The following is a 23999-nucleotide window of genomic DNA, read 5'->3' on the forward strand; positions in this document are numbered from 1 at the left end:
GTCGGCCGCCCCCGGTGTGGGGGCGGCCGACGCCATCAGTGCGGTGATGAGGAGGTGGCGAGGACCCGGCGTCGGTCGGGCGCCGGCTCGCCGGCCGTCGGACGGCCGAGCCTTGCTCAGACGGCCGAGCCTTCCTTCCAGGCGGCCCAGTCCATGTTCCAGCCGTTGAGGCCGTTGTCCGGGGCGATGGTCTTGTCGCCGGTGTTCCGGACGTCCACGACGTCACCGATGATCGAGTTGTTGTAGAACCAGGCGCCCTCGGTGTTCGGGTCCTTGGCGCCCTTGGTGTCGTTCAGGCCGACGCAGCCGTGGCTCGTGTTGACGCTGCCGAAGATGGAATCGGCGGCCCAGTAGTTGCCGTGGATGAACGTGCCGGAGGTCGACAGACGCATGGCGTGCGGTACGTCCTTGATGTCGTACTCGCCCTTGCCGTCGTCGTCCGTGAAGCCGACCGTCGCGCCGTTCATCCGGGTCTCCGTGAACTTCTCGGAGATCACCATCCGGCCCTGGTACGTCTTGTTCTCGGGCGCACCGGCGGAGATCGGGATGGTCTTGATCGTCTTGCCGTCCTGAGTGACCTTCATGGTCTTGCTCTTCGCGTCGACGATCGAGACCTGGTTACGGCCGATCTTGAAGGTGACCGTCTTCTGCTGCACGCCGTACACGCCGCTCGCGCCCTCGACGCCGTCGAGGTTCAGCTTGAGGGTGACGGTGGAGCCGCCCTTCCAGTAGTCCTCGGGGCGGAAGTCCAGACGGTTGGCGTTGAACCAGTGGCCGACGACTTCCTGGCCGCTGCTGGAGGAGACGGTGATGCCCTTCTGCACCGCGGCCTTGTTGGTGATCGCCTTGTCGAAGTTGATCGACACCGGCATGCCGACGCCGACGGTGGAGCCGTCCTCGGGCGTGAAGTTGCCTATGAAGCTGTTGGCCGGGGAGACCGTCGTGAACGACGCGTTCTCGTGGGCCGCGCGACCGTCGGCGTCCTTGGCGGTGGCCGTGATCTTGTAGTTGGTGGACCGCTCCAGCTGGACGCTGGGCGCCCAGCTCTTCTTGTCGGCGGATATCTCGCCGTCGACAGCGGCGCCGCTCGCGGTCTCCATGCTGACGTCGGTGAGCGTGCCCTTGCTGACCGTGACCTTGGCGGCGTTGTTGATGGAGGCGTTGTCCGAGCCGTCCTTGGGCGTGATCTTGATCTGGGCCTCGGAGGCCTTCTCGGCTGCCGCCTCGTCGGCCTTGGCCTGCGAGGTGTTGTCGCCACCACCCTTGGCACCGTCGTCACCCCCGCCGCACGCCGAGAGCAACAACACACCGCCGAGCAGTGCGGACGCGGCCCTGAGACCCTTGCGCCGCTTACTGTCCGTCATCACACGCTTCTCCATCGTTTCCGAATCCCCAGAACCCCAAGAATCCCCGTAACAGCTTCAAACGCTACGACCGGTTCGTCCCGTTCCCCATCCGTCACAGGTGTGGGGCACACCACGTCGGTACTTTCCTCGTACTACTGGTGCGGGTGTCGGTCACTGCGCCTCATGAGACGAGAGAACCCCGGGTGGCGGTTGCCGCCCGGGGTCACGATTATCCCAAGCAGCGTCAGCCAACCTCTTTTTCATCTTCTTCGTCCAACGCATCATCATCCTCGCCGAGGTCCCACTCCGGCGCATCGGGGTCGTAGTCGATCCGCTCGCTGCTCCACGAGGCCTGCGCGATCTCGACCCCCGGCACCTTGCTGACCAGGTCGAACGGGTCGACGAGGTACGCGAGGGCCTCCGCTGTGTCTTCCGTCACCGCGCTCTCGGTGTGTGCCCGCTCGTCGGCCGGCATCTCCGTTTCGCCGGCGAGGCGCCCCAACGCGGCCTTGGTGACGCCGTCTTCGTCGCCGATCTCCAGCACCAGTTCCACATGCAACCGCACAAAGCGGGATGTCTCCGAAGAATTCATACCCCGGAGCGTACGGCTCACAGCCACCGTGACTTTCCCGAGACCCGCGACTTTCATTAACATCGCCCACACGGCCAATTCGCCAGCACCGCAAGGGGATCGATATTCCGTGTCCGCCGCACGTCGATCGTTGCTGACCGCTACCGCCGCGGGGGCCCTTCTGGGCGCCCTGTGGTTCGTCCCCTCCGCCAACGCGACGGCGGACAAATCCATGGCGGACCACAGAGCACAGACGTCGACCACCACGATCACACAGGCCCGGGCGGACTCCTCCGGCACTTCGGACTCCTCCGACTCCCCCGCCGACTCCCCTTCCGGCACCCAGTCCACCGAACTGGCGGACACGGGAAGCGTCGACACGACCCCGTATGTCGTCGGCGGCACGCTGTGCCTGGGCCTGGGGGCGGGCTTCGTCGTGTATTCCGTACGGCGGGAGCGCAGCGGGGCATACTGAGAGGCGCTGAGAGAGGGAGTCGCCTCCTTGAAGTTATGTTTCCTGCTGCACAACGCCTACGCCATCGGGGGCACGGTCCGTGCAACGCTCAACCTGGCCAACGCACTTGCCGCTCGGCACGAGGTTGAGATCGTTTCGGTCTTCCGCACCGCGGAGCGGCCGCTGCTCGAGTTGAGTCGTCAGGTCCGCCTCGTCCCCCTGGTCGACGAGCGCCCGGACTCCCCGGCCCACGACGGCGGCCACCCGCTCATGGGGAGGCCCTCCGCGGTCGTACCGCCCTCCGAGGTCCTCGCCCACCGCTACAGCGCGCTCACGGACGAACGGCTCAGAGACTTCCTCAAGGAGACCGACGCCGACGTGGTCGTGGCGACCCGCCCGGCGCTGGTGGTCTTCCTCGCCCGACACGGCTCGCGCCGCTATCTGCGCATCGGGCAGGAACACCTGTCCTACGACAATCACTTAGTCGGCGTCCGTGCGGCGCAGAACGACGCGATCCCGCGCCTGGACGCCTTCGTCACCGTCTCCGGCCAGGACGCGGCCGACCATCGCGCGCGGCTGCCCGGGCTGAGGACGCGGATCGCCAACATCCCGAACGCCGCGCCGAGGCCGCGGGCCGAGCTCTCCGACGTACGGGCCCCGTTGGTGGTCGCCGCGGGACGTCTGATGCCGGTCAAGCGCTACGACCTGCTCATCGAGGCCTTCGCCAAGGTCGTCGCCGCACAGCCCGAGTGGCGGCTGCGGATCTACGGTCAGGGGCCGGAGCGCGCCCGCCTCCGCGCCGCCGTCGACACGCTCCGCCTGAACGACCACGTGTTTCTCATGGGACCGCATCCGACCATGGAGACCGAGTGGGCCAAGGCCTCCATCGCCGCCGTGAGTTCCGAGTGGGAGTCCTTCGGCATGACGATCCTGGAGGCCATGCACGCCGGCGTACCGGTCGTCGCGACCGACTGCCCGCACGGTCCCGGTGAAATCATCACCAGCGGTTCCGACGGACTGCTCGTGACCCCGGGCGACCCGGACGCACTCGCCGTCGGGCTGCTGAAGCTGATCGAGGACGCGGACCAGAGACGCGTCATGGGCGAGTCCGCCAGGGAAACCGTCCAGCGGTTCGCGCCCCGCAGGGTCGCCGGCGAGTACGAGCGGTTGATCGACGAGCTGCGCGAGGCCCGGATCCCGGCGGCGGTGAAGCTCACCCGCCGGGTACGCCGTGCCGCCGGCACGCTTCTGCCCCGCCGCACCCGCCTTCGACGTACGCAGGCGCCGCCGTCTTCGGGCCATGAACCGCTGGGCCAGGAATCGCTGGGCAAGGGATCGCCGGCCAAGGGAGCCCCGGGCAAGGGCGCCGCGGCCCCGACGGCGAACGTTCCGGCCACGGACGACCGGCCGCGCGCCCTGCGCCCGAAGGGCCGCTGCACGGCCGACTCGGCGGGCGGGGTACGGATCGCGGTGAACCGCTCCGGCGTGTCCGGGAAGAGCCTCGCACTCGTCCTGCGTCACCGGCACGGCGACGACGAGATCCGCGTCCCGCTGGAGAGACCCGTGGCGGCGCGGTCACCCTGGACGGCGGATCTGACCCACGACCGGCTCTCCTTGGCGGAAGGCCGCTGGGATGTGCACATCGCGCGCGCGGAGGACGGCGCACGGCGTCGTCTCAAGGCCACCCTCGTCGAGCAGCGCGGCCTGCTGAGCGCGTCTCCCGCGGCGGACCAGGCGTTCGCATGGTGGATCCCGTACACCACCAAGGACGGTTTCCTGGCCCTGCGGACCTTCCGCCGCCCCGCCCACGCGGAAGCCACGGCCCTGCGCACCCACGAGGGCTCCCTGGCCGTCGAGGGCCTGCTCCACGGGGCCGAACTCGGCCCAGGCGCGGCGCTGCTGGGCGTCTCCCGCAGCGGAAGGGCGCACGACTTCGAGACCACCGCGACGACGACCACCGGAGCTCGCGCTTTCCGGGCCCGCGTGACCTCTCTGCCGCCTGGTCCGGCCGAGGCGGACAAGGCGCTGTGGGACCTGTTCCTGCGCCCGGCCGAAACCTCGGAGCCCCTCCGTATCGGCCGGCTCGTCGGCGACATCGTGACCCGCAAGGAAACGGACAAGCATCCGAGCACCACCCTGACCGCCGCGGCCCCCGGCGCGGCGGGCGGACAGGTTCAGGCCCGGTTCTTCTTCACCGTCACCAACGATCTGGCGATCAGCGCTTCTTGATCTTCCGTCAGCTCCGCGTGACTCCCGTCAGCTCCGCGTGCTGCGCGCACCGCGCGTGCGCGCCCCGCCCCTGCGCGACCGCGGCCGGGAGTTGGCCTTGGCCTTCGCCGTCCCCTTCGCCTGTGCGGGCTGGGCGACGGCGGGGGCCGGTACCTCGATCGTCACCGGAACACCGGACGGCTCCCGGGCGCCGGTGATGCTGGCCAGCTCCGCGTCGGTGGACTTGACGCGGGCCGTCCGGGGGGTGATGCCCGCGTTCGCCATCAGACGGGACATGTCGCGCTTCTGGTCGGGCAGGACCAGGGTGACGACGCTGCCGGACTCGCCCGCGCGGGCGGTGCGGCCGCCGCGGTGGAGGTAGTCCTTGTGGTCGACCGGGGGGTCGATGTTGACGACCAGGTCGAGGTCGTCGACGTGGATTCCGCGGGCCGCGACGTTGGTGGCGACGAGAGCGGTGACCTGACCGTTCTTGAACTGGTCCAGGGTGCGGTTGCGTTGCGGCTGGGAGCGGCCGCCGTGCAGCGCGGAGGCACGAACGCCGTTGGCGAGCAGACGCTTGGTGAAGCGGTCGGCGCCGCGCTTGGTGTCCACGAAGAGGATCACGCGACCGTCACGGGCCGCGATGCGCATGGCGACGGCCTTCTTGTCGGTCTCGTCGGCGACGTGCAGCACATGGTGCTCCATCGTGGTCACCGCGCCCGCGGAGGGGTCGACGGAGTGCACGACGGGGTCGCTGAGGAACATCCGTACGAGCTTGTCGATGTTCTTGTCCAGCGTCGCCGAGAACAGCATCCGCTGCCCGCCCGGCTCCACCTGCTGGAGCAGCGCCGTGACCTGCGGCATGAACCCCATGTCGGCCATCTGGTCGGCCTCGTCGAGGACCGTGATCGACACACGGCGGAGGGCACATTCACCGCGGTCTATGAGGTCCTTGAGCCGGCCCGGCGTTGCCACGAGCACCTCGGCGCCGCGCCGCAGCGCGCCCGCCTGGCGGGAGATCGAGAGTCCGCCGACCACCGTGGTCAGACGCAGGTTGACGGCCGTGGCGTACGGCGTGAGCGCGTCGGTCACCTGCTGTGCGAGCTCGCGCGTGGGCACCAGGACCAGTGCGAGCGGTGCCTTGGGTTCGGCACGGCGGCCGGCCGTGCGGGCGAGCAGCGCCAGCCCGAAGGCGAGGGTCTTGCCCGAGCCGGTCCGGCCCCGGCCCAGAATGTCGCGCCCCGCAAGGGAGTTGGGCAGCGTCGCGCCCTGGATCGGGAAGGGCTCGATCACGCCCTGGGCCGCGAGGGTCTTCGTCAGCGCGGCCGGCATGTCCAGCGCGTCGAAGGACTCGACGGCGGGCAGTGCGGGCGTGACGGTCTCCGGCAGCGTGAACTCGCGCGGCGCGGTGACCCCGGGCGACGGTTTTTTACGGGCGTTTCGGGCGCCGCCGTTCGCGACGGCTGGGGCTCCGTTGCGGGCGCCCTGAGAACCACGCGCACCACGCGAACCACGAGAATTCACCGGTCGTTTGCCGGCGGGTCGGTCAGGACGTTCGGATCGGGTCATGCTGGATCTGGGATTCCTTCCGTGCGGACAGCACAAGCCGGGACCCGCACCCGAAGGTGCGGGCCCCGGCTCGCGTGGAACGCGTCCCTGGATCAGGCGGGGACGATGTTCTCCGCCTGCGGGCCCTTCTGACCCTGCGTGACGTCGAAGGAGACCTTCTGGCCCTCCTGCAGCTCACGGAAGCCCGAGGTGGCAATGTTGGAGTAGTGGGCGAAGACGTCGGCGCCGCCGCCGTCCTGCTCGATGAAACCGAAGCCCTTTTCCGAGTTGAACCACTTCACGGTGCCAGTTGCCATGCTTTTTTTCTCCTGGATGGATAGCGGACCCACCCGGAGTTGCGCCGGAGAACCGGAGCGGCCGGAAAAACAAAACGCGCCTGAGAGATGATTCCTTTCAGGCGCACAAAGTTAATGGGTACCAAAAACGTAATCGGTAACGACCGTAGCACACATACGGGTGCGGGTGTCGGAAGCGAACGAAACCCGCACCCGTATGTGTCGAATCCGTCGAGACCGGCCGACTGGCTGACCGACCTGCCGACTGGCTGACCGAGTGACCGGTCGCTACGCGAGCGGTCCCGTCACGGGCTCCACCGCCGCGACCAGGTGGCCTCCGCGTACGAAGGCGTCGGCGGCCTCCAGGTCCGGGGAGAGGAAGCGGTCCGGGCCGGGCCCCTGGACGCCGGCGGCGCGGACCGCGTCGATGACCGCGCGGGAGGCGGGAGCCGGGGTGAGCCCCTCGCGGAGCTCGATGGCGCGGGTGGCCGCGTACAGCTCGATGGCGATGATCCGGGTCAGGTCGTCCACGGCGGTACGGAGCTTGCGGGCGGCGGACCAGCCCATCGACACATGGTCCTCCTGCATCGCGGAGGACGGGATCGAGTCGGCCGAGGCCGGGACGGCGAGCCGCTTCATCTCGCTCACCAGGGCGGCCTGCGTGTACTGAGCGATCATCAGTCCGCTGTCCACGCCCGGGTCGTCCGCGAGGAAGGGGGGCAGGCCGTGCGAGCGGTTCTTGTCGAGGAGGCGGTCGGTGCGGCGCTCGGCGATCGAGCCGAGGTCGGCGGCGGCGATGGCGAGGAAGTCCAGGACGTACGCGACCGGGGCGCCGTGGAAGTTGCCGTTCGACTCGACGCGGCCGTCGGGGAGGACGACGGGGTTGTCGACGGCGGAGGCGAGCTCGCGGTCGGCCACCAGGCGGGCGTGCGCCATGGTGTCGCGGCCGGCGCCCGCGACCTGGGGGGCGCAGCGCACCGAGTACGCGTCCTGGACACGCGGGGCGTCGTCCTGGTGGTGACCGGTGAGGCCGGAACCCTTCAGCACGGCGAGCATGTTGGCGGCGCTGGTGCCCTGCCCGGGGTGCGGGCGGATGTCGTGCAGCTCGGGGGCGAGGACCTTGTCGGTCCCGAGAAGGGCTTCGAGGGACAGTGCGGCGGTGATGTCGGCGGACTTGTAGAGGGTGTCGAGGTCGTCCAGGGCCATGACCAGCATGCCGAGCATGCCGTCGGTGCCGTTGAGGAGGGCGAGGCCTTCCTTCTCGCGGAGCTCGACGGGTTCGATGCCGTGCTCGGCGAGGAGTTCACGAGCGGGACGTACGACTCCGTCCGGGCCCTCCGCCTCACCCTCGCCCATCAGCGTGAGGGCGCAGTGGCTGAGCGGTGCGAGATCGCCGGAGCAGCCGAGCGATCCGAACTCGTGCACGACCGGGGTGACACCGGCGTTCAGGAGGGCGGCCATGGTTCGGGCGACGACCGGGCGGACACCGGTCCGGCCCGAGCAGACGGTCTTCAGGCGCAGGAACATCAGAGCGCGGACCACTTCGCGCTCGACGCGCGGTCCCATCCCGGCGGCGTGCGACCGCACGATGTTGCGCTGCAGCTGGGTGCGCAGCTCCTGGCTGATGTGCCGCGTCGCCAGGGCGCCGAAGCCGGTGGAGACCCCGTACACGGGGTCCGGCTTGGCCGCCAGCGCCTCCACGATCTCGCGCGCCGCGCCGAGCGCCGCCACCGCCTCACCGGAAAGCTCAACCCGCGCCCCGCCGCGCGCCACGGCGAGCACGTCGGCCGCGCTGACCCCGGTCGTCCCCACCACCACAGTGTGCATATCCATATTCAGGAGCGTACGCACTGAATGCCGTCGTGTCACTAGCGGGTGCCGGGTTGACCCCTTACGCCGCCGGCAGGCGCCCCTTCAGGGGCGCGGGGAACCGCGCGACCAGCCACGACCGGCCCGCAGTCGAAATGCGAACCCCGGGGGCCTGGGGGCAGGGCCCCGGCGTCAAGGGCGGCCGCGGAAGCGGCGCCGCTCCGGGGCCGCCGGGGTGGGGGCGTCCGCGAGCCGCACAACCGGGTCCTGGGGCCCCTCGCGCCCGGCGACCACAGGCTTGGGGGCGCGAACGGCCTTGGCCCGATACTGCGCGGCGTCGGCAAGACGGAAGAGCCGACGAGCCGACCGGACAGGCCCGATGGGATCCCCGGTGGAGGCGACACCGCAGGCGACCCCCTCGCCGAACTCCAGCCCACTCGCCCGGCGGCAGAGCTCGTCGGCGACGCCGACGACGTCATCGGCGGCCGGCCCCACAGCGAGCAGGCAGAACTCGTCGCCACCGAGCCGCGCGGCAAGCGTGCCGGGGAGCATCGCGCCGCACAGGGAGAGGACCGAGCCGAATCGCTCCAGGAGCCGATCACCCACGGCGTGCCCCTGAGTGTCGTTGACCCGCTTGAGCCCGTTGACGTCACAGATGGCGAGGCTGACGACGACATGCTCGGCACGGTGGCGCTCGACGGCCTCCTCCAGGCCCACGTCGACGGCCCGACGGTTGGCGAGGCCGGTCAGGGAGTCGGTGAAGGCGAGCCGGCGGGCCTCCTCCAGGCGTTCGGTCTGGGCGATCCCGGCGGCGACCACCGAGGCGAGGACGGTCGCGAAGTCGGCGTCCGCGCGCTCGAAGGCCGGGGCTCCCACGGGACGCGCCACATACAGCTCGCCCCACGCCCTGCCGTGCAGCACGAGCGGCGCCACGACACAGCAGCCGCGCCCGCGCCTACGCAGCGCGGCGACCCTCTGGTGGCAGTACTCGGCGTGTCGCCCGGCCGGCCTCTCGGGTCCCTCCGCCGTCTCCACCCACGCGTTGGGCTCGCCGCCGGCCACCCAGCGCTCGTGCAGGAACTCCGTGATCTCCGGGAACTGATGCACGGGATACGCCTCGTTCTCGGGGTACTCCTCCTCGCCCGGCGCCCGCTCCCCCACGTTCGCGAGCACCCGTAGCCGGCCGAGCTCCCGCTCCCAGACGGACAGCGCGGCGAAACTCCCCGCCAGCGCATGGCAGGCTCCCGTCGCAGCCGCCCGCCAGCACTCCCGCGGGGTGTGCGCGGCAGCCATGCCCTGCGCCAGCGCCACCACGGCCCTCAGCCGCCCATCGTCACCGCCCATCACTCCAGGTTAAGTAGATTTGCAACGTTTTGAGACGTTGGGCAACGTAGGCGGGGGCGGCGGACGGGGGCGACAGAGAACCACGGCCGCGGCCACCGTCGCCTTTGACTCCCTACTCGCCCGGCCACTCCGGCTTGCGCTTCTCGTTGAACGCCGCGACCCCCTCCGCGCGGTCGCCCGAGAAGGCGACCGAACGCCAGGCCGCGTCCTCGACCTCCAGGCCGGCGCGCAGGTCGAGACCGTGCCCCAGACGGAGCGCGCGCTTGGCGGCACGCAGGCCCACGGGCGAGTTCGCGGCGATGCGCCCGGCCAGCGCGAGCGCCTCCTCCCGGTCCCGCCCCTCCTCCACCAGCTCGTCCACGAGCCCCAGCTCCCTCGCCTCGGCCGCCTCCAGACGCCGCGCCGAGAAGATCAGCTCGGCCGCGCGGGCCGCCCCGACCCGGCGCGGCAGCAGCTGCGTACCGCCCCCGCCGGGGATCACACCGACGGACACCTCCGGGAGCCCCACCACGGCCGTACGGTCCGCGACGATCAGGTCGCAGGACAGCGCGAGCTCGAAACCACCGCCCAGCGCGAACCCGTGCACGGCGGCGACGGTGGGCATCGGCAGCTCCAGCACGCCGGTGTACGCGGCGCGCGCGACCGGCCGCTGGCGGACCAGGTCGGCGTCCGTGAACGAGTTCCGCTCCTTCAGATCGGCGCCGACACAGAAGGCCCGTTCGTGGGTCGAGGTCAGGACGACCACGCGTACGTCCCGGTCGGCGGCCAGCGCGTCGCAGGCGGCGGCGATCGACCGGGCCATCTGTGTCGACACGGCGTTCATGGCCTTGGGCCGGTCGAGCGCGAGCTCCGCGACGTACGCGTGGCGGCGCACGGCCACGTGCTCCCCGAACCGCCGCTCAGCGCCCTGACGCCCGCCCTGCCCCTCGCCCTGTTCCGCCATGACACCCTCCCGGTTAACGATGGTTAACTAAAGTCACGGCCGATCATCTCAGCCGGAGCCCATCCGGGGAAGGGCAGCCGGGGTGTTCCCGCCACGTTCGAGTGACACCCGCCGTCAACCCCGACGTACCGCCCCAGAGGCCGCATAACCTGCGCACCGCGACAGCGCGTCGGCGGGCGCCTTCGCGTCGGGAAAGGATCTGCATGCGGGACACGGCGACGGAGCAACAGGTACTCGACGTGGGCCCCGGCCCGGTGCCCCGGCCGCCCCGTGGACGTCACCGCAAGCCCCGCCCCCGGCGGGCCCTGTTCGCCGTGGGAGGGCTCGCGCTGGCGGCGGGAGCGCTGACCCTGCTGCGGCCCGCGGCGGAGCCGCCGGGCGGGGGCGTCACGGCCGCGGACAGCGATCCCACAGGGGCCGACTTCACAGCGACGGCGGATCCGGCCGCCGCGGACAGCGAGGCGGCAGCGGTCAGCGGCGCACCGACGGCGCATACGCCCCCGTCCCCCACGACGGCTCCGAGCGGCGGCGACGCGGCCGCACCACCCCCCGACGCGGGCAGGCCGCCCACGGCACCCAAGCCTTCCGGTGCCGCCCCGCGCCGCCCCACGACCGGCCCAGCGACGACGGCGGACGGACCGAAGTCACCCGTCACCGAGCCCGGCCCCGCAGCGCCGCCCCTCACGCCCCCGCGCCAGACCTCGCGCCCGCCGGGGCCCGCGAAGCCGGTCCCCGCCCCGAACCCGGATGACGAGAACGTGTGCGTGCCGATCGTGGGCCTCTGCGTCGGCGGCACGCCCAGGTGAGACTCGGCAGCCTCAGGAATCCCTGCGGTTCAGCAGCCACGGCTCGATCACGCCCAGCCCTCGCACCGGCCGCTGCCACATCGGCTGGAGCGCGAAGCGGTACACCGGCGGCTCCTCGCCCTCCTTCTCCGCGGCGGCGGCCGCCTCCGCGGCCTCGCTCTCGGACGCGGGAGCGTCCCCCGTGCGGGTCAGCTCCTCCGCGAGTGCGCTGTCCACCAGAACGGCGTCCCGTGGCGCTATCGAGGTGAGGCGCGACGCGAGGTTCACGGTCGCGCCGAAGACGTCGCCCATACGCGTCGTGACCGTGCCGAAGGCGATGCCGACGCGCAGTTCAGGCATCGTCTCGTCGTTGGCCATGGTCTCGATGAGGCGCAGGGCGATCTCGGCGGCGACGCCCGGGTCGTCGGCGGCGTACAGCACCTCGTCGCCCAGCGTCTTGATCAGGCGCCCCCCGTGCGCGGCCACCAGATCCGCGGACGTGGTCTCGAAGGCCTCGACGAGTTCGCCGAGTTCCTCCTCCTCCATGCGGCGTGTCAGCCGCGTGAAGCCGACGAGGTCCGCGAAGCCGACAGCGAGGCGGCGGTCGACCATCTCCTCGTCGTCCGCGGCCTGGACGACGCGGCCGGTCGCGGCGGCGAGCTGGCGCCGCCAGACGTAGACGAGGAACTCCTCCAGCTCGGGCAGGAGCAGTTCCACCAGGGGGTACGTCACTTCGGTGCGCGTCATCCCCGGCTCGGGCGGCTCGGTCAGCCCCTCCAGGAACGAGTCGATCTGCCACTCGGCCAGCCGGGCTGTGGTCTGACCGGTGGAACGCGCGACCTGGATCGCCATGGCCTCGCTGAGCAGTCCCGCCTCCACCAGACCGGCCAGACGCCGCAGCGCCAGTACGTCCGCCTCCGTGAGCGCCTTGGCCTGGCCGATGTCGGCGAAGCCCATGGCCCGCCAGAAACGGGACGCCAGATCCATGGAGACACCGGCGCTGCGGGCCGCCTGGAAGGGGGTGTAGCGCCGCTCGGCACCGAGGATGAGCTGCTCGAGGCGGAGGGCGAGCGGGTCGTCGCCGGGGTCGGCCTCATGCGCGTCCACCCGAGGGTGCACCTCGGCCCGGTCGACGCGCGCGGCCGGCGTGTCGGCGGCAGACCCGGCGGCAGACCCGGCAGTACGCCCCGGCTCACCGTCGGAGGCGGGGTGTGCACCCGTGCCGGAGCCCGTGTCGTCGACGGTCACGCCTGCTGCCCTTCCGATCTGCCACGGTCACTTTCGACCGGCCTCAACTCTACGGCAGGTGTGCTGTGGCTCACTCCCGATGAGCGTGCCCGGGAGACCCGAGGCCCACTCCAGAGTCGTACGGCACGGTCGCGCCCATGTCTCAACATCCGTGGTCGAGTACCCCTCTCGTACATCCTGTACAGCCAGGCCCGGGTACCCCACGAGTCGCTCCGCTCACTCCTTCACCGGCACCGCACTCGCACCCGCACCCACACCCACACCCGAGCCTCCGACGGGGACGACGCGCCCGCGAACCCGAGGAGCTCGGGTCAGGCCTCACCCGCCGGCCGCAGGTGCACGATGTCCCCCGCCCCCACGGGCTGCTGCACCCCCTCCATGGTGGCCAGGATCAATCGGCCGTCCCCGTCCACCGCGACCGCTTCCCCCTCCAGCGACTCCCCGCCGGGCAGCTCCGCCCGCACGGTGCGGCCGAGTGTCGAGCACCCGGCGGCGTACGTCTCCTGCAGGCCACAGGCGGAGGGATCGCCGTCGGCGGCGCGCCAGTCGGTGTACCACTGCTCCAGCGAGCGCAGCACGGCCCGCAGCAGGGGGTCGCGGTCGGTGACGGAGGCTCCCGCGAGCGCGAGCGATGCCGCCGTGGGCACGGGCAGCTCGTCCTCGCGGAGCGTCACGTTGAGGCCGATGCCGACCACGACGCCGTCGCTGCCGGCGCGCTCGGCGAGGATGCCGCCGGTCTTGCGCTCCTCGCCGCCCACGGTGACGAGCAGGTCGTTCGGCCACTTGAGTGCCGTGTCCACGCCGGCGGTACGGGACAGCGCGGTGGCTGTGGCGACCCCGGCGAGCAGGGGCAGCCAGCCCCAGCGTGCGACGGGGACCTCGGAGGGCTTGAGCAGAACGGAGAAGAAGAGGCCCGAGCGGGCCGGGGCCGTCCACTGGCGGTCCAGGCGGCCGCGCCCCGCGTTCTGCTCCTCGGCCACGAGGACGGCGCCCTCCTCGGCCTTGCCGTCGGCGGCGAGGGCGACAAGGTCGGAGTTGGTGGATCCGGTACGGGCCACGACCTCGACGTCGCTCCAGAGCCCCGCGTCCCGTACGAGGGCCCGGCGCAGCGCGGCGCCATTGAGCGGCGGGCGTTCCAGGTCGGACCAACGACTGTCGTCTGAGTCATCTCGCGGCGTCATGCAACCCACCCTAGGTGTGGTAAACGCCGCACTGCTGATCGGTAGCCGCCGCACTACCCTACGAGTCAGTAGCACTGTGTCATCTGTACAGCCGAGGAGCAGCCCAGAGGACCCACCCGAGGTCCGCCAACCCCGAGATCAAGCCCTCAGCAGCCCTCAGCACATCCCCTCATGTCCCCTTTGAGCAGGCAGGGAGCCGCATCCCGATGTCCGAGCCGGAACAGTCGCAAGAGATCGACATCCACACCACCGCGGGCAAGCTCGCGGATCTGCGGCGCCGCATCGAGGAAGCGACGCACGCCGGCTCGGCGCGCGCCGTCGAAAAGCAGCACGCCAAGGGCAAGTTGACGGCCCGCGAGCGGATCGAGCTGCTCATGGACGAGGGCTCCTTCGTGGAGCTGGACGAGTTCGCGCAGCACCGCTCGACCGACTTCGGCCTGGAGAAGAACCGCCCGTACGGCGACGGTGTCGTCACCGGTTACGGCACGGTCGACGGACGCCCGGTGGCCGTGTTCTCGCAGGACTTCACCGTCTTCGGGGGCGCTCTCGGCGAGGTCTTCGGCCAGAAGATCATGAAGGTGATGGACTTCGCCCTGAAGACCGGCTGTCCGGTCATCGGCATCAACGACTCGGGCGGCGCCCGCATCCAGGAGGGCGTCTCGGCCCTTGGCATGTACGGCGAGATCTTCCGCCGCAACACCCACGCCTCCGGGGTCATCCCGCAGATCTCGCTGGTCGTGGGCCCGTGCGCCGGCGGTGCGGTCTACTCCCCCGCGATCACCGACTTCACGGTGATGGTCGACCAGACCTCGCACATGTTCATCACGGGCCCGGACGTCATCAAGACGGTGACGGGCGAGGACGTCGGCTTCGAGGAGCTCGGCGGCGCCCGCACCCACAACTCCACCTCCGGCGTGGCCCATCACATGGCGGGCGACGAGAAGGACGCGATCGAGTACGTCAAGTCGCTGCTGTCGTACCTGCCGTCGAACAACCTCAGTGAGCCGCCCGCGTTCCCGGAGGAGGCGGACCTGGCGCTCACGGACGAGGACCGCGAGCTGGACACCCTGGTCCCGGACAGCGCGAACCAGCCGTACGACGTGCACACGGTCATCGAGCACGTCCTGGACGACGCCGAGTTCTTCGAGACGCAGCCGCTGTTCGCGCCGAACATCGTCACCGGCTTCGGCCGGGTCGAGGGCCACCCGGTGGGCATCGTGGCCAACCAGCCGATGCAGTTCGCGGGGTGCCTGGACATCAGGGCGAGCGAGAAGGCGGCGCGCTTCGTGCGCACCTGCGACGCCTTCAACGTCCCGGTCATCACCTTCGTCGACGTGCCGGGCTTCCTGCCGGGCGTGGACCAGGAGCACGACGGCATCATCCGCCGCGGCGCCAAGCTGATCTACGCGTACGCGGAGGCGACGGTCCCGCTCATCACGATCATCACCCGCAAGGCGTTCGGCGGCGCCTACGACGTCATGGGCTCCAAGCATCTGGGCGCCGACCTCAACCTCGCCTGGCCGACGGCCCAGATCGCCGTGATGGGCGCGCAGGGCGCGGTGAACATCCTGCACCGCCGCACCATCGCGGCCACGCCCGAGGCGGAGCGCGAGGAGGTGCGGACGCGTCTGATCCAGGAGTACGAGGACAGGCTCCTCAACCCCTACGCGGCAGCCGAGCGCGGCTACATCGACGGCGTGATCATGCCGTCCGAAACCCGCTCCCACGTGGTACGCGGCCTGCGTCAGCTGCGGACGAAGCGGGAATCCCTGCCTCCGAAGAAGCACGGCAACATCCCCCTTTAGGACGCCAGTTGGGAGCGGTCATGATCAAGGTCGTACGGGGCAACCCGACTCCGGAGGAGCTGGCCGCCGCACTGGCGGTGGTTCAGGCACGCGCCGCGGCGGTGGCCATCACCCCGTCCGGCGCGGCCCGTGAACCCGACGCGTGGGCGGACCCGGGGCGGGTGGCCGCGAGCCGCCTGCCCGCTCCCGGCCCCAAGGCGTGGGGCCGCACGTACTGGCCCGGTTAGCCCGGTCGGCCGGGCACGCCCGGTCAGAGCTGTTCGGCGGTGACTTCGGCCATCACCTCGTATCCCGCGTCGTTCGGGTGCAGGTGGTCGCCGAAGTCGTACGCCGGGTTCAGCGCGTCCGGATCGGCGGGGTCGGCGAGCGCACGGTGCAGGTCGGCCACCGCGTCGTACTCGCCGGAGCGTCGGATCCATTCGTTCACCTCGTGGCTCACCTTCGCCGCGTGCTCGCCCCAGTGGTCGGAGCCGCCGAAGGGAAGCAGGGTCGCACCGATCACGCGCAGGCCAGAGGCGCGCGCCTGGCGGATCAATTCCCGGTGGCCCGCGATGAGTTCGTCCGTTTCGACGACCGGCGCCGGCTTGTACGTGGGCTGTTCGCCCGTCTCGCTGAAGCCGATGTCGTTGAGGCCCTGGAGGACGACGAGGGTGCTCACACCGGCCTGCGCGAGGACATCGCGCCCGAGCCGGTGGACGCCCTTCTCGCCGTACCAGGCCGAGTCGTTGAGGACGAGATTGCCGCCGATGCCGGCGTTGATCACGGGCCGTCCGGTGCGCTCGGCGAGGACGTCCGACCAGCGGCGGTCGGCGCCCGGCGTGGAGCCGAAGCCGTCGGTGATCGAGTCGCCGAAGAGGGCCACCGCGTCCGTACGGCCCGCGGTGACGTCGACGGCCGACAGGAAGTACCAGGACTCGCTCGACTCGTCGAAGCCCGCGCCTGCCGTGTCCTCCAGGAGGTCCCCGGCTCCTCGGTAGCTGGTCGCGAAGGCCTGGGCGTGGAAGGTCGCGGGCCCGGTGGTCGCGTCGAGGCGGAGGGTGACGGTGACCGATTCCCTTGCTTCCAGGGCGAGTTCGACGGCGTCACTGGCCGCCCGCCCGCGCGCCGGGATCTCCACCGACCGCGCTCCTGCGAAGGTGAGCCGCCTGAGTGAGCCGGGCTCGACGGCGGCTCCCCGGTCCGTGCGGGCGATGGTGGCGCCCGCGACCTTCAGCGGCGAGGTGCCGTAGGCGTTCGAGAGGTGGATGCGGACCCGGTCACCGCCCGCCGTGAGGCGCACGATCTGACGCAGGGAGTGACGCCAGAAGCCCTCCTGCGACCAGTTGAGGGTGAAGCCCGCGCTGGGCAGTTGGGGCGAGGCGGTCCAGACGGTGGTGAACACGGCAGCCGTCCTCCAAATGGGATTGATGTTCCATTAGCAGTCGGGCAGGACGGTAGCAGGGTCGCGCTCACTAATGGAACTCCAGAACCTTTTACTCAAGATGAGTACGCGTACTCAGGCGCCCCAGCCCTCACAGCCTCACGATCGTTGACATGCTGTGGTCCGACCCGGAGAACGAGCCGCCGAAGGAACTCCGCGACATGCAGGTCATGTTGCGGCGGCTGGGCGTCCTCATGGCGCTGGCCATGGTGCTCGCGATGATCGTGCTCGGCGTCATGTGATCCATGACGGCACGAGCCGTCCCGCCGGCCACGTCGATACCCTGGGCGGCATGACTGATCAGCGCCGTCGGCTCATCCTCGCCTCCAAGTCCCCCGCCCGGCTCGGACTGCTGCGGCAGGCCGGACTCGACCCCGAGGTCATCGTCAGCGGGGTCGACGAGGACGCCGTGTCCGCCCCGACCCCCGCCGAGCTGGCGCTCGCGCTCGCCGAGGCGAAGGCGTCCGTCGTCGCGGCGAAGCCCGAGGTCAAGGGTGCCCTGGTGATCGGCTGCGACTCGGTGCTCGACCTGGACGGCGAGGCGCTCGGCAAGCCCGCGGACGCCGAGGAGGCCACCGCGCGCTGGAAGGCGATGCGCGGCCGCACGGGCACGCTGCAGACCGGGCACTGCGTCTACGACACGACGACCGGGCGGTACCGGTCGGCGATCGCGTCCACCGTGGTCCGCTTCGGCGAACCGACCGACGCCGAGATCGCCGCGTATGTCGCCTCGGGCGAACCCCTCTACGTCGCCGGGGCGTTCACGCTGGACGGCCGTTCCGCCCCGTTCATCGACGGCATCGACGGGGACCACGGGAACGTCATCGGCATCTCACTGCCGCTGCTGCGCCGCCTGCTGGCCCAACTGGGCGTCGGCATCACGGAGTTGTGGGCCGGGCAGGACAACTGACGACGCGATTCGGGCAGATGGTCGAGCGGAGATTGTCGGGCAGAGATGGTCGGGCGAGGTCAGGGCGCCGAAGGCGTCGGCGGCGCCGTGGGTGCGACCGGGGCTCCCCCGTTACTTCCGTCGCCCGGAGCTCCTCCGTTCGGCGCGCCGTCGACCGGCTCGGCGTCGGAGACCGCGCCCTCCCGGCCGTCGTACGCCATCAGGATGAGCACGACCAACCCGAGCACCACCATCATGAAGGCGAACGCGCCCCAGCCCACCAGGCCGACCGTGAAGGCGCCGAGCAGGCCGTGTACGACGGCGACGCTGATGAGCAGGACGCGGCCGAGGCCGGCGGGGGCACGGTCGCGCAGGGCGACGCGCAGGGCGACGAAACCGCACAGCGCGAAGTAGAGGCCGAAGACCAGACCCGCGACCTTCGAGGACACGGACATCGCGGCCGGGTCCAGTCCAGCGAGGGACATGTCCTGCCGGTCGACGACGACCCCCAGGAACCAGTTGACCAGCGCGATGCCGAACGCCTCCACGAAGAGCACGATCGCGGCCACCCACGCCACCGGTCTGCGTACCACCGGTCCCACCCACCTTCGACGACTGTTACCCCAAGTAGTGCTCGGGAGCATCCCGAACGCTACTAACGGGTAAAGCCCCGGACAAGGGATCTGACCGGAGCAAAGATTCGTTAGGCCATTCGTAGGGACTCCACAAAGAAACCGAGTGGGCCGCAGCACGCTCTCACAGAGACCTTGACCACATGAGAGGGCTAGGGTTCATGGGAAGCCCCATGCGTACCACGGTGCGACAAGGGATTTCGCGGACGAGCAGGCCTGGGATAACGCTCCGTGTGGGCAAGCTCACCATCGGGGATGGGTCGAAACGACGTGTCGGCAGTCCCTAAACTCGGCTTGTTTCAAGGAGAGGGAGCCAACGTGCGCAAGGTGTTGATCGCCAACCGTGGCGAAATCGCTGTCCGTGTCGCCCGGGCGTGCCGAGACGCCGGGATCGCGAGCGTGGCCGTGTACGCCGACCCGGACCGGGACGCCCTGCATGTGCGGGCCGCGGACGAGGCATTCGCGCTGGGCGGTGACACCCCGGCCACCAGCTACCTGGACATGACCAAGGTGCTCCAGGCGGCCGCCGACTCCGGCGCCGACGCCATCCACCCCGGCTACGGCTTCCTCTCGGAGAACGCCGACTTCGCCCAGGCCGTCCTGGACGCGGGCCTGATCTGGATCGGCCCGCCCCCGCAGGCGATCCGCGACCTCGGCGACAAGGTCGCCGCCCGCCACATCGCCCAACGCGCGGGCGCCCCCCTCGTCGCCGGCACCCCCGACCCCGTCAGCGGCGCGGAAGAGGTTGTCACGTTCGCCGAGCAGCACGGCCTGCCCATCGCCATCAAGGCCGCCTTCGGCGGCGGCGGACGCGGCCTGAAAGTCGCCCGCACCCTCGAAGAAGTCCCCGAGCTGTACGACTCCGCCGTCCGCGAGGCGGTCGCCGCCTTCGGCCGCGGCGAATGCTTCGTCGAGCGCTACCTGGACAAGCCGCGGCACGTGGAGACCCAGTGCCTGGCCGACACCCACGGCAACGTGGTCGTCGTCTCCACCCGTGACTGCTCCCTGCAGCGCCGCCACCAGAAACTCGTCGAGGAGGCCCCCGCGCCGTTCCTGTCCGACGAGCAGAACGCGCAGCTCTACAACGCCTCCAAGGCCATCCTCAAGGAAGCCGGCTACGTCGGCGCCGGCACCGTGGAATTCCTCGTCGGCGCGGACGGCACCATCTCCTTCCTCGAGGTGAACACCCGCCTTCAGGTCGAGCACCCGGTCACCGAGGAAGTCACCGGCATCGACCTGGTCCGCGAGATGTTCCGCATCGCCGACGGCGAGGTCCTCGGTTACGACGACCCGGCGATCCGCGGCCACTCCTTCGAGTTCCGCATCAACGGCGAGGACCCCGGCCGCAACTTCCTGCCCGCCCCCGGCACCGTCACCACCTTCGCCCCGCCCACCGGACCCGGCGTGCGCCTGGACGCCGGTGTCGAGTCCGGCAGCGTGATCGGCCCCGCCTGGGACTCCCTGCTGGCCAAGCTGATCGTCACCGGCGCCACCCGGGAGCAGGCGTTGCAGCGCGCCGCCCGCGCCCTCGCGGAGTTCACGGTGGAGGGCATGGCCACCGCCATCCCCTTCCACCGCGCCGTCGTCACCGACCCGGCCTTCACCAGCAACCCCTTCCAGGTCCACACCCGCTGGATCGAGACCGAGTTCGTCAACGACATCACGCCCTTCGCCGCGCCCGCCGAGGCAGACACCGACGACGAGCCGGGCCGCGAGACCGTCGTCGTCGAGGTCGGCGGCAAACGCCTGGAAGTCTCCCTGCCGTCCTCGCTGGGCATGTCGCTGGCCCGCACCGGCCTGGCCGCCGGGGCGAAGCCCAAGCGCCGGGCGGCGAAGAAGTCCGGCCCGGCCGCCTCCGGCGACACCCTCGCCTCCCCCATGCAGGGCACCATCGTCAAGATCGCTGTCGAGGAAGGCCAACAGGTCCAGGAAGGCGACCTCGTCGTCGTCCTGGAGGCGATGAAGATGGAGCAGCCGCTCAACGCCCACCGCGCCGGCACCATCAAGGGCCTGTCCGCCGACATCGGCGCCTCGGTCACCTCCGGCGCCGTCATCTGCGAGATCAAGGACTGACGCCCCCGTACGGATCCTCCGTACGGACTCCCGTACGTACGCCAGGAGCGCCCGGTGGACCGTGTACAGGTCCACCGGGCGCTCTCACGCCAAGCGCGCGCAAGCCTGCTCGGTCTGCTCCGACGAATGTCTGACGTACGGACTGGACCGCCGCCCGTCAGTGACTGGCCGTCAGTGACCGTCCGTCTGCGCCGGTGCGTCAGCGGCGGCGCAGATCCGCGACCCGCGCGCGCTCGCTCTGCGGCTGCTCCCCGAGCACCGCGGAGGTACTGCGCAGCTGAGGACCGCCGCCCGGCATTTGGCTCCGCCGTGGGCCGGGAAGGGCAACGTCCCGGCGTGGCGGCTGGCGCCCTGCCGGGGCCGTGTCGTCTCCCGCGTCGCCGGAGCCGGCGACGGCGATCTGCACACCCTGGTCGGCCAGGGCCTGCAACTCGGTGGCCGCACGGTCGTCGTGTGCGGGCGGCTGGTCCGTCACCAACCGCGTGATCACATCCGTCGGTACCGTCTGGAACATCGTGTCGGTACCGAGCTTCGTGTGGTCGGCGAGGACGACGACCTCCGCGGCCGCCTGCACCAGCGCCCTGTCGACGCTGGCCGACAGCATGTTGGAGGTGGACAGGCCGCGCTCGGCGGTCAGCCCACTGCCCGACAGGAAGGCCCGGGACACCCGCAGACCCTGGAGGGACTGCTCGGCACCGCTGCCGACCAGGGCGTAGTTGGAACCGCGCAGAGTACCGCCGGTCATCACGACCTCGACACGGTTGGCGTGGGCCAACGCCTGGGCCACCAGAAGGGAGTTGGTGACGACGGTCAGCCCGGGGACCCGGGCGAGCCGACGGGCCAGCTCCTGCGTGGTGGTCCCCGCCCCGACCACGATGGCCTCGCCCTCTTCGACGAGACCCGCGGCGAGATCGGCGATGGCCGTCTTCTCGGCGGTCGCGAGATGTGACTTCTGCGGAAAGCCGGACTCCCGCGTGAACCCGCCCGGCAATACCGCACCGCCGTGCCGGCGGTCGAGGAGTCCTTCTGCCTCCAGCGCGCGCACGTCCCGCCGTACGGTCACTTCGGAGGTCTGGACGACGCGGGCGAGCTCACGGAGCGACACGGCCCCATTCGCTCGCACCATTTCGAGGATCAATTGGCGACGTTCTGCAGCGAACACGAAACTGACAGTAACCCCAACGACCGTCTGCTTTCAGCAGTTTGCGCCGAATAACAGAAGTTGTTCGCACGGCAGCACGGGAAGTGGTATACGCACCCATACCCGCCCACCCCCGCTGCCCATGCCGCACACAGGGGCCGACAAGGCCTGCCAACTCCCCCTGACCAGCGAGGAGTTGCAGCCCGTCGTCAGACGTCGCCGTCCGTCTTGCGGGTGTGCAGCTGCCGGGCCACCTCGGCGATCGAGCCCGACAGAGACGGGTACACGGTGAAGGCGTTCGCGATCTGTTCGACGGTCAGGTTGTTGTCGACCGCGATCGAGATCGGATGGATCAGTTCCGAGGCGCGCGGCGAGACGACGACACCGCCGACGACGATCCCGGTGCCCGGCCGGCAGAAGATCTTCACGAAGCCGTCCCGGATGCCCTGCATCTTGGCGCGCGGGTTGCGCAGCAGCGGCAGCTTCACGACCCGGGCGTCGATGACGCCGCCGTCGACGTCGGCCTGTGAGTAGCCGACGGTCGCGATCTCGGGGTCGGTGAAGACGTTCGAGGAGACGGTCTTGAGGTTGAGCGGGGTGACCGCGTCACCGAGGAAGTGGTACATGGCGATACGTCCCTGCATCGCCGCCACGGAGGCGAGCGCGAAGACCCCGGTGACGTCACCGGCCGCGTACACGCCCGGGGCCGACGTCCTGGACACCCTGTCGGTCCAGATGTGCCCGGACTCCTTGACCTTCACCCCGGCTTCTTCGAGACCCATGCCGTGACTGTTGGGGATGGCACCGACGGCCATGAGGCAGTGCGATCCGGTGATGACGCGGCCGTCGGCGAGCGTGACCTCGACGCGGTCGCCCACGCGCTTGGCGGACTGGGCACGGGAGCGCGCCATGACGTTCATGCCGCGCCGCCGGAACACGTCCTCCAGTACGGCCGCGGCGTCCGGGTCCTCGCCCGGCAGCACGCGATCACGACTGGACACCAGGGTGACCCGGGAGCCGAGCGCCTGGTAGGCACCGGCGAACTCGGCGCCGGTGACACCGGACCCGACCACGATGAGCTCGTCCGGCAGCTCGTCGAGGTCGTAGACCTGGGTCCAGTTCAGGATCCGCTCGCCGTCGGGCTGGGCGTCGGGGAGCTCACGGGGATGCCCACCGGTGGCGATGAGCACGGCGTCGGCGACGAGGGTCTCCTCCGTACCGTCCGCGGCCCGCACGACGACCTTCCGGGACCCGTCCAGGGCCTGCTGGCCGTCCAGACGGCCGCGGCCCCGCATGACCCGGGCGCCCGCGCGCGTCACGGACGCCGTGATGTCGTGCGACTGCGCGAGCGCGAGGCGCTTCACACGCCGGTTGACCTTGCCGAGATCGACTCCGACGACCCGCGCGGGCGTGTCGATGTGAGGAGTGTCATCGGCCACGATGATGCCGAGCTCCTCATACGAGGAGTCGAAGGTGGTCATCACCTCGGCGGTGGCGATCAGGGTCTTGGACGGCACGCAGTCGGTGAGGACCGAGGCGCCGCCCAGGCCGTCGCAGTCGACGACGGTTACCTCCGCGCCGAGTTGGGCGGCCACCAGGGCCGCCTCGTATCCGCCGGGTCCGCCACCGATGATCACGATCCGAGTCACGTACTCCATTGTCCCGCACGCCCCACGGTGCTTCGCTCCGGGGGGCCACCCGCGGGTGCCCTGTTACAGGAGGGGTGTGCGTCGTCGCTGCCGTACCCTCTCCCTCATGTCGCTCTACGCCGCGTACGCCGGCAATCTCGACTCGCGGCTCATGACACGCCGCGCCCCGCACTCGCCGCTGCGTGCCACCGGGTGGCTGAACGGCTGGCGGCTCACCTTCGGCGGCGAGCACATGGGCTGGGAGGGCGCGCTCGCGACCATCGTCGAGGCACCTCGCTCGCAGGTGTTCGTGGCGCTGTACGACGTCGCTCCGCTCGACGAGGACTCCCTGGACCGCTGGGAGGGGGTCGGGCTCGACATATACCGGCGTATGCGCGTACGGGTGCACACCCTGGAGGGTGAGGAGCCGGCGTGGGTGTATGTGCTGAACGGGTACGAAGGGGGCCTGCCGTCGGCCCGGTACCTGGGGGAGCTCGCGGACGCGGCGGAGTCGGCGGGAGCGCCGCACGACTATGTGATGGAACTGCGCAAGCGTCCTTGTTGACCTCGTCGGCCCTTGCGGCCCTTGCGGCCCTTGCGGCCCTTGTTGAGGGCCCTCACCCGTGGTCCTCGTCGGAAACAACCAGACAACGATCGCAAACGCGTGACCGCCATCAT

General features: G+C 70.6%; 22 protein-coding genes. 9 read left to right on the plus strand and 13 right to left on the minus strand.

The genetic code is table 11. The annotated features are described in order from the left end of the window. Positions 1 to 116: 116 nt before the first annotated feature. Entirely contained in the window at positions 117 to 1379 is a 1263-nt protein-coding gene (locus tag FGD71_RS19775) for a L,D-transpeptidase (protein ID WP_119101797.1), read from the minus strand. A gap of 211 nt (positions 1380 to 1590) precedes the next feature. Continuing rightward, positions 1591 to 1938: a hypothetical protein gene (locus FGD71_RS19780; RefSeq protein ID WP_119101847.1), complete on the minus strand. Its 348-nt coding sequence runs from the start codon at positions 1936 to 1938 to the stop codon at positions 1591 to 1593. A 109-nt stretch (positions 1939 to 2047) separates the two neighbouring features. Here FGD71_RS19780 and FGD71_RS19785 point away from each other — a divergent pair, with 109 nt between their 5' ends. Together FGD71_RS19785 and FGD71_RS19790 are read left to right on the plus strand one after the other, a co-directional pair. Further along, entirely contained in the window at positions 2048 to 2392 is a 345-nt protein-coding gene (locus FGD71_RS19785) for a hypothetical protein (protein ID WP_119101798.1), read from the plus strand. Between the two features lie 27 nt (positions 2393 to 2419). Then, positions 2420 to 4600, plus strand: coding sequence for a glycosyltransferase family 4 protein (locus FGD71_RS19790; protein WP_119101799.1), 2181 nt, complete (start codon positions 2420 to 2422; stop codon positions 4598 to 4600). Positions 4601 to 4627: 27 nt separating this feature from the next. Here FGD71_RS19790 and FGD71_RS19795 read toward each other — a convergent pair whose 3' ends face one another. From FGD71_RS19795 to FGD71_RS19815, 5 genes are all read right to left on the minus strand, one after another. Beyond that, complete coding sequence (locus FGD71_RS19795; protein WP_119101800.1) at positions 4628 to 6148, minus strand: DEAD/DEAH box helicase; 1521 nt, start codon at positions 6146 to 6148, stop codon at positions 4628 to 4630. Positions 6149 to 6240: 92 nt separating this feature from the next. Next, positions 6241 to 6444 (minus strand): cold-shock protein, encoded by a 204-nt coding sequence (locus FGD71_RS19800; protein ID WP_003969786.1) that lies wholly within the window; start codon positions 6442 to 6444, stop codon positions 6241 to 6243. Positions 6445 to 6711: 267 nt separating this feature from the next. After that, positions 6712 to 8250, minus strand: coding sequence for a histidine ammonia-lyase (hutH, locus tag FGD71_RS19805; RefSeq protein ID WP_119101801.1), 1539 nt, complete (start codon positions 8248 to 8250; stop codon positions 6712 to 6714). Positions 8251 to 8424: 174 nt separating this feature from the next. Then, positions 8425 to 9576 carry a GGDEF domain-containing protein gene (locus tag FGD71_RS19810; RefSeq protein ID WP_119101802.1) on the minus strand — a complete coding sequence of 384 codons (1152 nt, stop codon included), beginning with the start codon at positions 9574 to 9576 and terminating at the stop codon, positions 8425 to 8427. Between the two features lie 112 nt (positions 9577 to 9688). Continuing rightward, positions 9689 to 10519: an enoyl-CoA hydratase/isomerase family protein gene (locus FGD71_RS19815; protein WP_119101803.1), complete on the minus strand. Its 831-nt coding sequence runs from the start codon at positions 10517 to 10519 to the stop codon at positions 9689 to 9691. Positions 10520 to 10722: 203 nt separating this feature from the next. Here FGD71_RS19815 and FGD71_RS19820 point away from each other — a divergent pair, with 203 nt between their 5' ends. Beyond that, the gene (locus FGD71_RS19820) at positions 10723 to 11325 is read left to right on the plus strand and encodes a hypothetical protein (protein WP_119101804.1); all 603 of its coding nucleotides are present in this window, start codon (positions 10723 to 10725) and stop codon (positions 11323 to 11325) included. A gap of 12 nt (positions 11326 to 11337) precedes the next feature. Here FGD71_RS19820 and FGD71_RS19825 read toward each other — a convergent pair whose 3' ends face one another. Then, a complete protein-coding gene (locus FGD71_RS19825) occupies positions 11338 to 12552 on the minus strand; it encodes an adenylate/guanylate cyclase domain-containing protein (protein WP_119101805.1) in 1215 nt (404 codons plus the stop codon). A 311-nt stretch (positions 12553 to 12863) separates the two neighbouring features. Continuing rightward, positions 12864 to 13733 (minus strand): biotin--[acetyl-CoA-carboxylase] ligase, encoded by an 870-nt coding sequence (locus FGD71_RS19830; protein WP_119101806.1) that lies wholly within the window; start codon positions 13731 to 13733, stop codon positions 12864 to 12866. Positions 13734 to 13939: 206 nt separating this feature from the next. Here FGD71_RS19830 and FGD71_RS19835 point away from each other — a divergent pair, with 206 nt between their 5' ends. Continuing rightward, positions 13940 to 15538: an acyl-CoA carboxylase subunit beta gene (locus tag FGD71_RS19835; RefSeq protein ID WP_119101807.1), complete on the plus strand. Its 1599-nt coding sequence runs from the start codon at positions 13940 to 13942 to the stop codon at positions 15536 to 15538. Positions 15539 to 15558: 20 nt separating this feature from the next. Beyond that, the gene (locus FGD71_RS19840) at positions 15559 to 15765 is read left to right on the plus strand and encodes an acyl-CoA carboxylase epsilon subunit (RefSeq protein WP_119101808.1); all 207 of its coding nucleotides are present in this window, start codon (positions 15559 to 15561) and stop codon (positions 15763 to 15765) included. 23 nt (positions 15766 to 15788) lie between these two features. Here FGD71_RS19840 and FGD71_RS19845 read toward each other — a convergent pair whose 3' ends face one another. After that, positions 15789 to 16919 carry an SGNH/GDSL hydrolase family protein gene (locus tag FGD71_RS19845; RefSeq protein ID WP_119101809.1) on the minus strand — a complete coding sequence of 377 codons (1131 nt, stop codon included), beginning with the start codon at positions 16917 to 16919 and terminating at the stop codon, positions 15789 to 15791. A 152-nt stretch (positions 16920 to 17071) separates the two neighbouring features. Between FGD71_RS19845 and mmpB the strand changes: the two genes are divergently transcribed. Continuing rightward, positions 17072 to 17200: a morphogenic membrane protein MmpB gene (mmpB, locus tag FGD71_RS49705; protein WP_276147150.1), complete on the plus strand. Its 129-nt coding sequence runs from the start codon at positions 17072 to 17074 to the stop codon at positions 17198 to 17200. Between the two features lie 50 nt (positions 17201 to 17250). Beyond that, positions 17251 to 17868: a Maf family protein gene (locus FGD71_RS19850; RefSeq protein WP_119101848.1), complete on the plus strand. Its 618-nt coding sequence runs from the start codon at positions 17251 to 17253 to the stop codon at positions 17866 to 17868. Positions 17869 to 17927: 59 nt separating this feature from the next. Here the strand turns inward: FGD71_RS19850 and FGD71_RS19855 are convergent, their stop codons facing one another. Then, on the minus strand, positions 17928 to 18440 hold the full coding sequence (locus FGD71_RS19855; protein ID WP_119101810.1) for a hypothetical protein: 513 nt from the start codon (positions 18438 to 18440) through the stop codon (positions 17928 to 17930). 357 nt (positions 18441 to 18797) lie between these two features. Between FGD71_RS19855 and FGD71_RS19860 the strand changes: the two genes are divergently transcribed. Beyond that, on the plus strand, positions 18798 to 20552 hold the full coding sequence (locus FGD71_RS19860) for an acetyl/propionyl/methylcrotonyl-CoA carboxylase subunit alpha (protein ID WP_119101811.1): 1755 nt from the start codon (positions 18798 to 18800) through the stop codon (positions 20550 to 20552). A 199-nt stretch (positions 20553 to 20751) separates the two neighbouring features. On the opposite strand, the gene FGD71_RS19865 is transcribed toward FGD71_RS19860, so the two are convergent. Then, positions 20752 to 21714 carry a DeoR/GlpR family DNA-binding transcription regulator gene (locus FGD71_RS19865; protein ID WP_119101812.1) on the minus strand — a complete coding sequence of 321 codons (963 nt, stop codon included), beginning with the start codon at positions 21712 to 21714 and terminating at the stop codon, positions 20752 to 20754. A gap of 188 nt (positions 21715 to 21902) precedes the next feature. After that, a complete protein-coding gene (locus tag FGD71_RS19870; protein WP_119101813.1) occupies positions 21903 to 23351 on the minus strand; it encodes an NAD(P)H-quinone dehydrogenase in 1449 nt (482 codons plus the stop codon). 97 nt (positions 23352 to 23448) lie between these two features. Here FGD71_RS19870 and FGD71_RS19875 point away from each other — a divergent pair, with 97 nt between their 5' ends. After that, on the plus strand, positions 23449 to 23886 hold the full coding sequence (locus tag FGD71_RS19875) for a gamma-glutamylcyclotransferase family protein (RefSeq protein WP_119101814.1): 438 nt from the start codon (positions 23449 to 23451) through the stop codon (positions 23884 to 23886). The last annotated feature ends 113 nt before the right edge of the window (positions 23887 to 23999 follow it).

Origin of the sequence: Streptomyces sporangiiformans (assembly GCF_005768555.2) — a bacterium.
Classification (GTDB): domain Bacteria; phylum Actinomycetota; class Actinomycetes; order Streptomycetales; family Streptomycetaceae; genus Streptomyces; species Streptomyces sporangiiformans.

Coding starts and splice junctions, on each gene's coding strand:
- FGD71_RS19800 (WP_003969786.1), bottom strand. CDS start 6,444: ATGGCAACTGGCACCGTGAAGTGGTTCAACTCGGAAAAGGGCTTCGGT.
- FGD71_RS19810 (WP_119101802.1), bottom strand. CDS start 9,576: ATGGGCGGTGACGATGGGCGGCTGAGGGCCGTGGTGGCGCTGGCGCAG.
- FGD71_RS19850 (WP_119101848.1), top strand. CDS start 17,251: ATGACTGATCAGCGCCGTCGGCTCATCCTCGCCTCCAAGTCCCCCGCC.
- hutH (WP_119101801.1), bottom strand. CDS start 8,250: ATGCACACTGTGGTGGTGGGGACGACCGGGGTCAGCGCGGCCGACGTG.
- FGD71_RS19820 (WP_119101804.1), top strand. CDS start 10,723: ATGCGGGACACGGCGACGGAGCAACAGGTACTCGACGTGGGCCCCGGC.
- FGD71_RS19795 (WP_119101800.1), bottom strand. CDS start 6,148: ATGACCCGATCCGAACGTCCTGACCGACCCGCCGGCAAACGACCGGTG.
- FGD71_RS19870 (WP_119101813.1), bottom strand. CDS start 23,351: ATGGAGTACGTGACTCGGATCGTGATCATCGGTGGCGGACCCGGCGGA.
- FGD71_RS19840 (WP_119101808.1), top strand. CDS start 15,559: ATGATCAAGGTCGTACGGGGCAACCCGACTCCGGAGGAGCTGGCCGCC.
- mmpB (WP_276147150.1), top strand. CDS start 17,072: ATGCTGTGGTCCGACCCGGAGAACGAGCCGCCGAAGGAACTCCGCGAC.
- FGD71_RS19815 (WP_119101803.1), bottom strand. CDS start 10,519: ATGGCGGAACAGGGCGAGGGGCAGGGCGGGCGTCAGGGCGCTGAGCGG.
- FGD71_RS19775 (WP_119101797.1), bottom strand. CDS start 1,379: ATGGAGAAGCGTGTGATGACGGACAGTAAGCGGCGCAAGGGTCTCAGG.
- FGD71_RS19830 (WP_119101806.1), bottom strand. CDS start 13,733: ATGACGCCGCGAGATGACTCAGACGACAGTCGTTGGTCCGACCTGGAA.
- FGD71_RS19875 (WP_119101814.1), top strand. CDS start 23,449: ATGTCGCTCTACGCCGCGTACGCCGGCAATCTCGACTCGCGGCTCATG.
- FGD71_RS19835 (WP_119101807.1), top strand. CDS start 13,940: ATGTCCGAGCCGGAACAGTCGCAAGAGATCGACATCCACACCACCGCG.
- FGD71_RS19780 (WP_119101847.1), bottom strand. CDS start 1,938: ATGAATTCTTCGGAGACATCCCGCTTTGTGCGGTTGCATGTGGAACTG.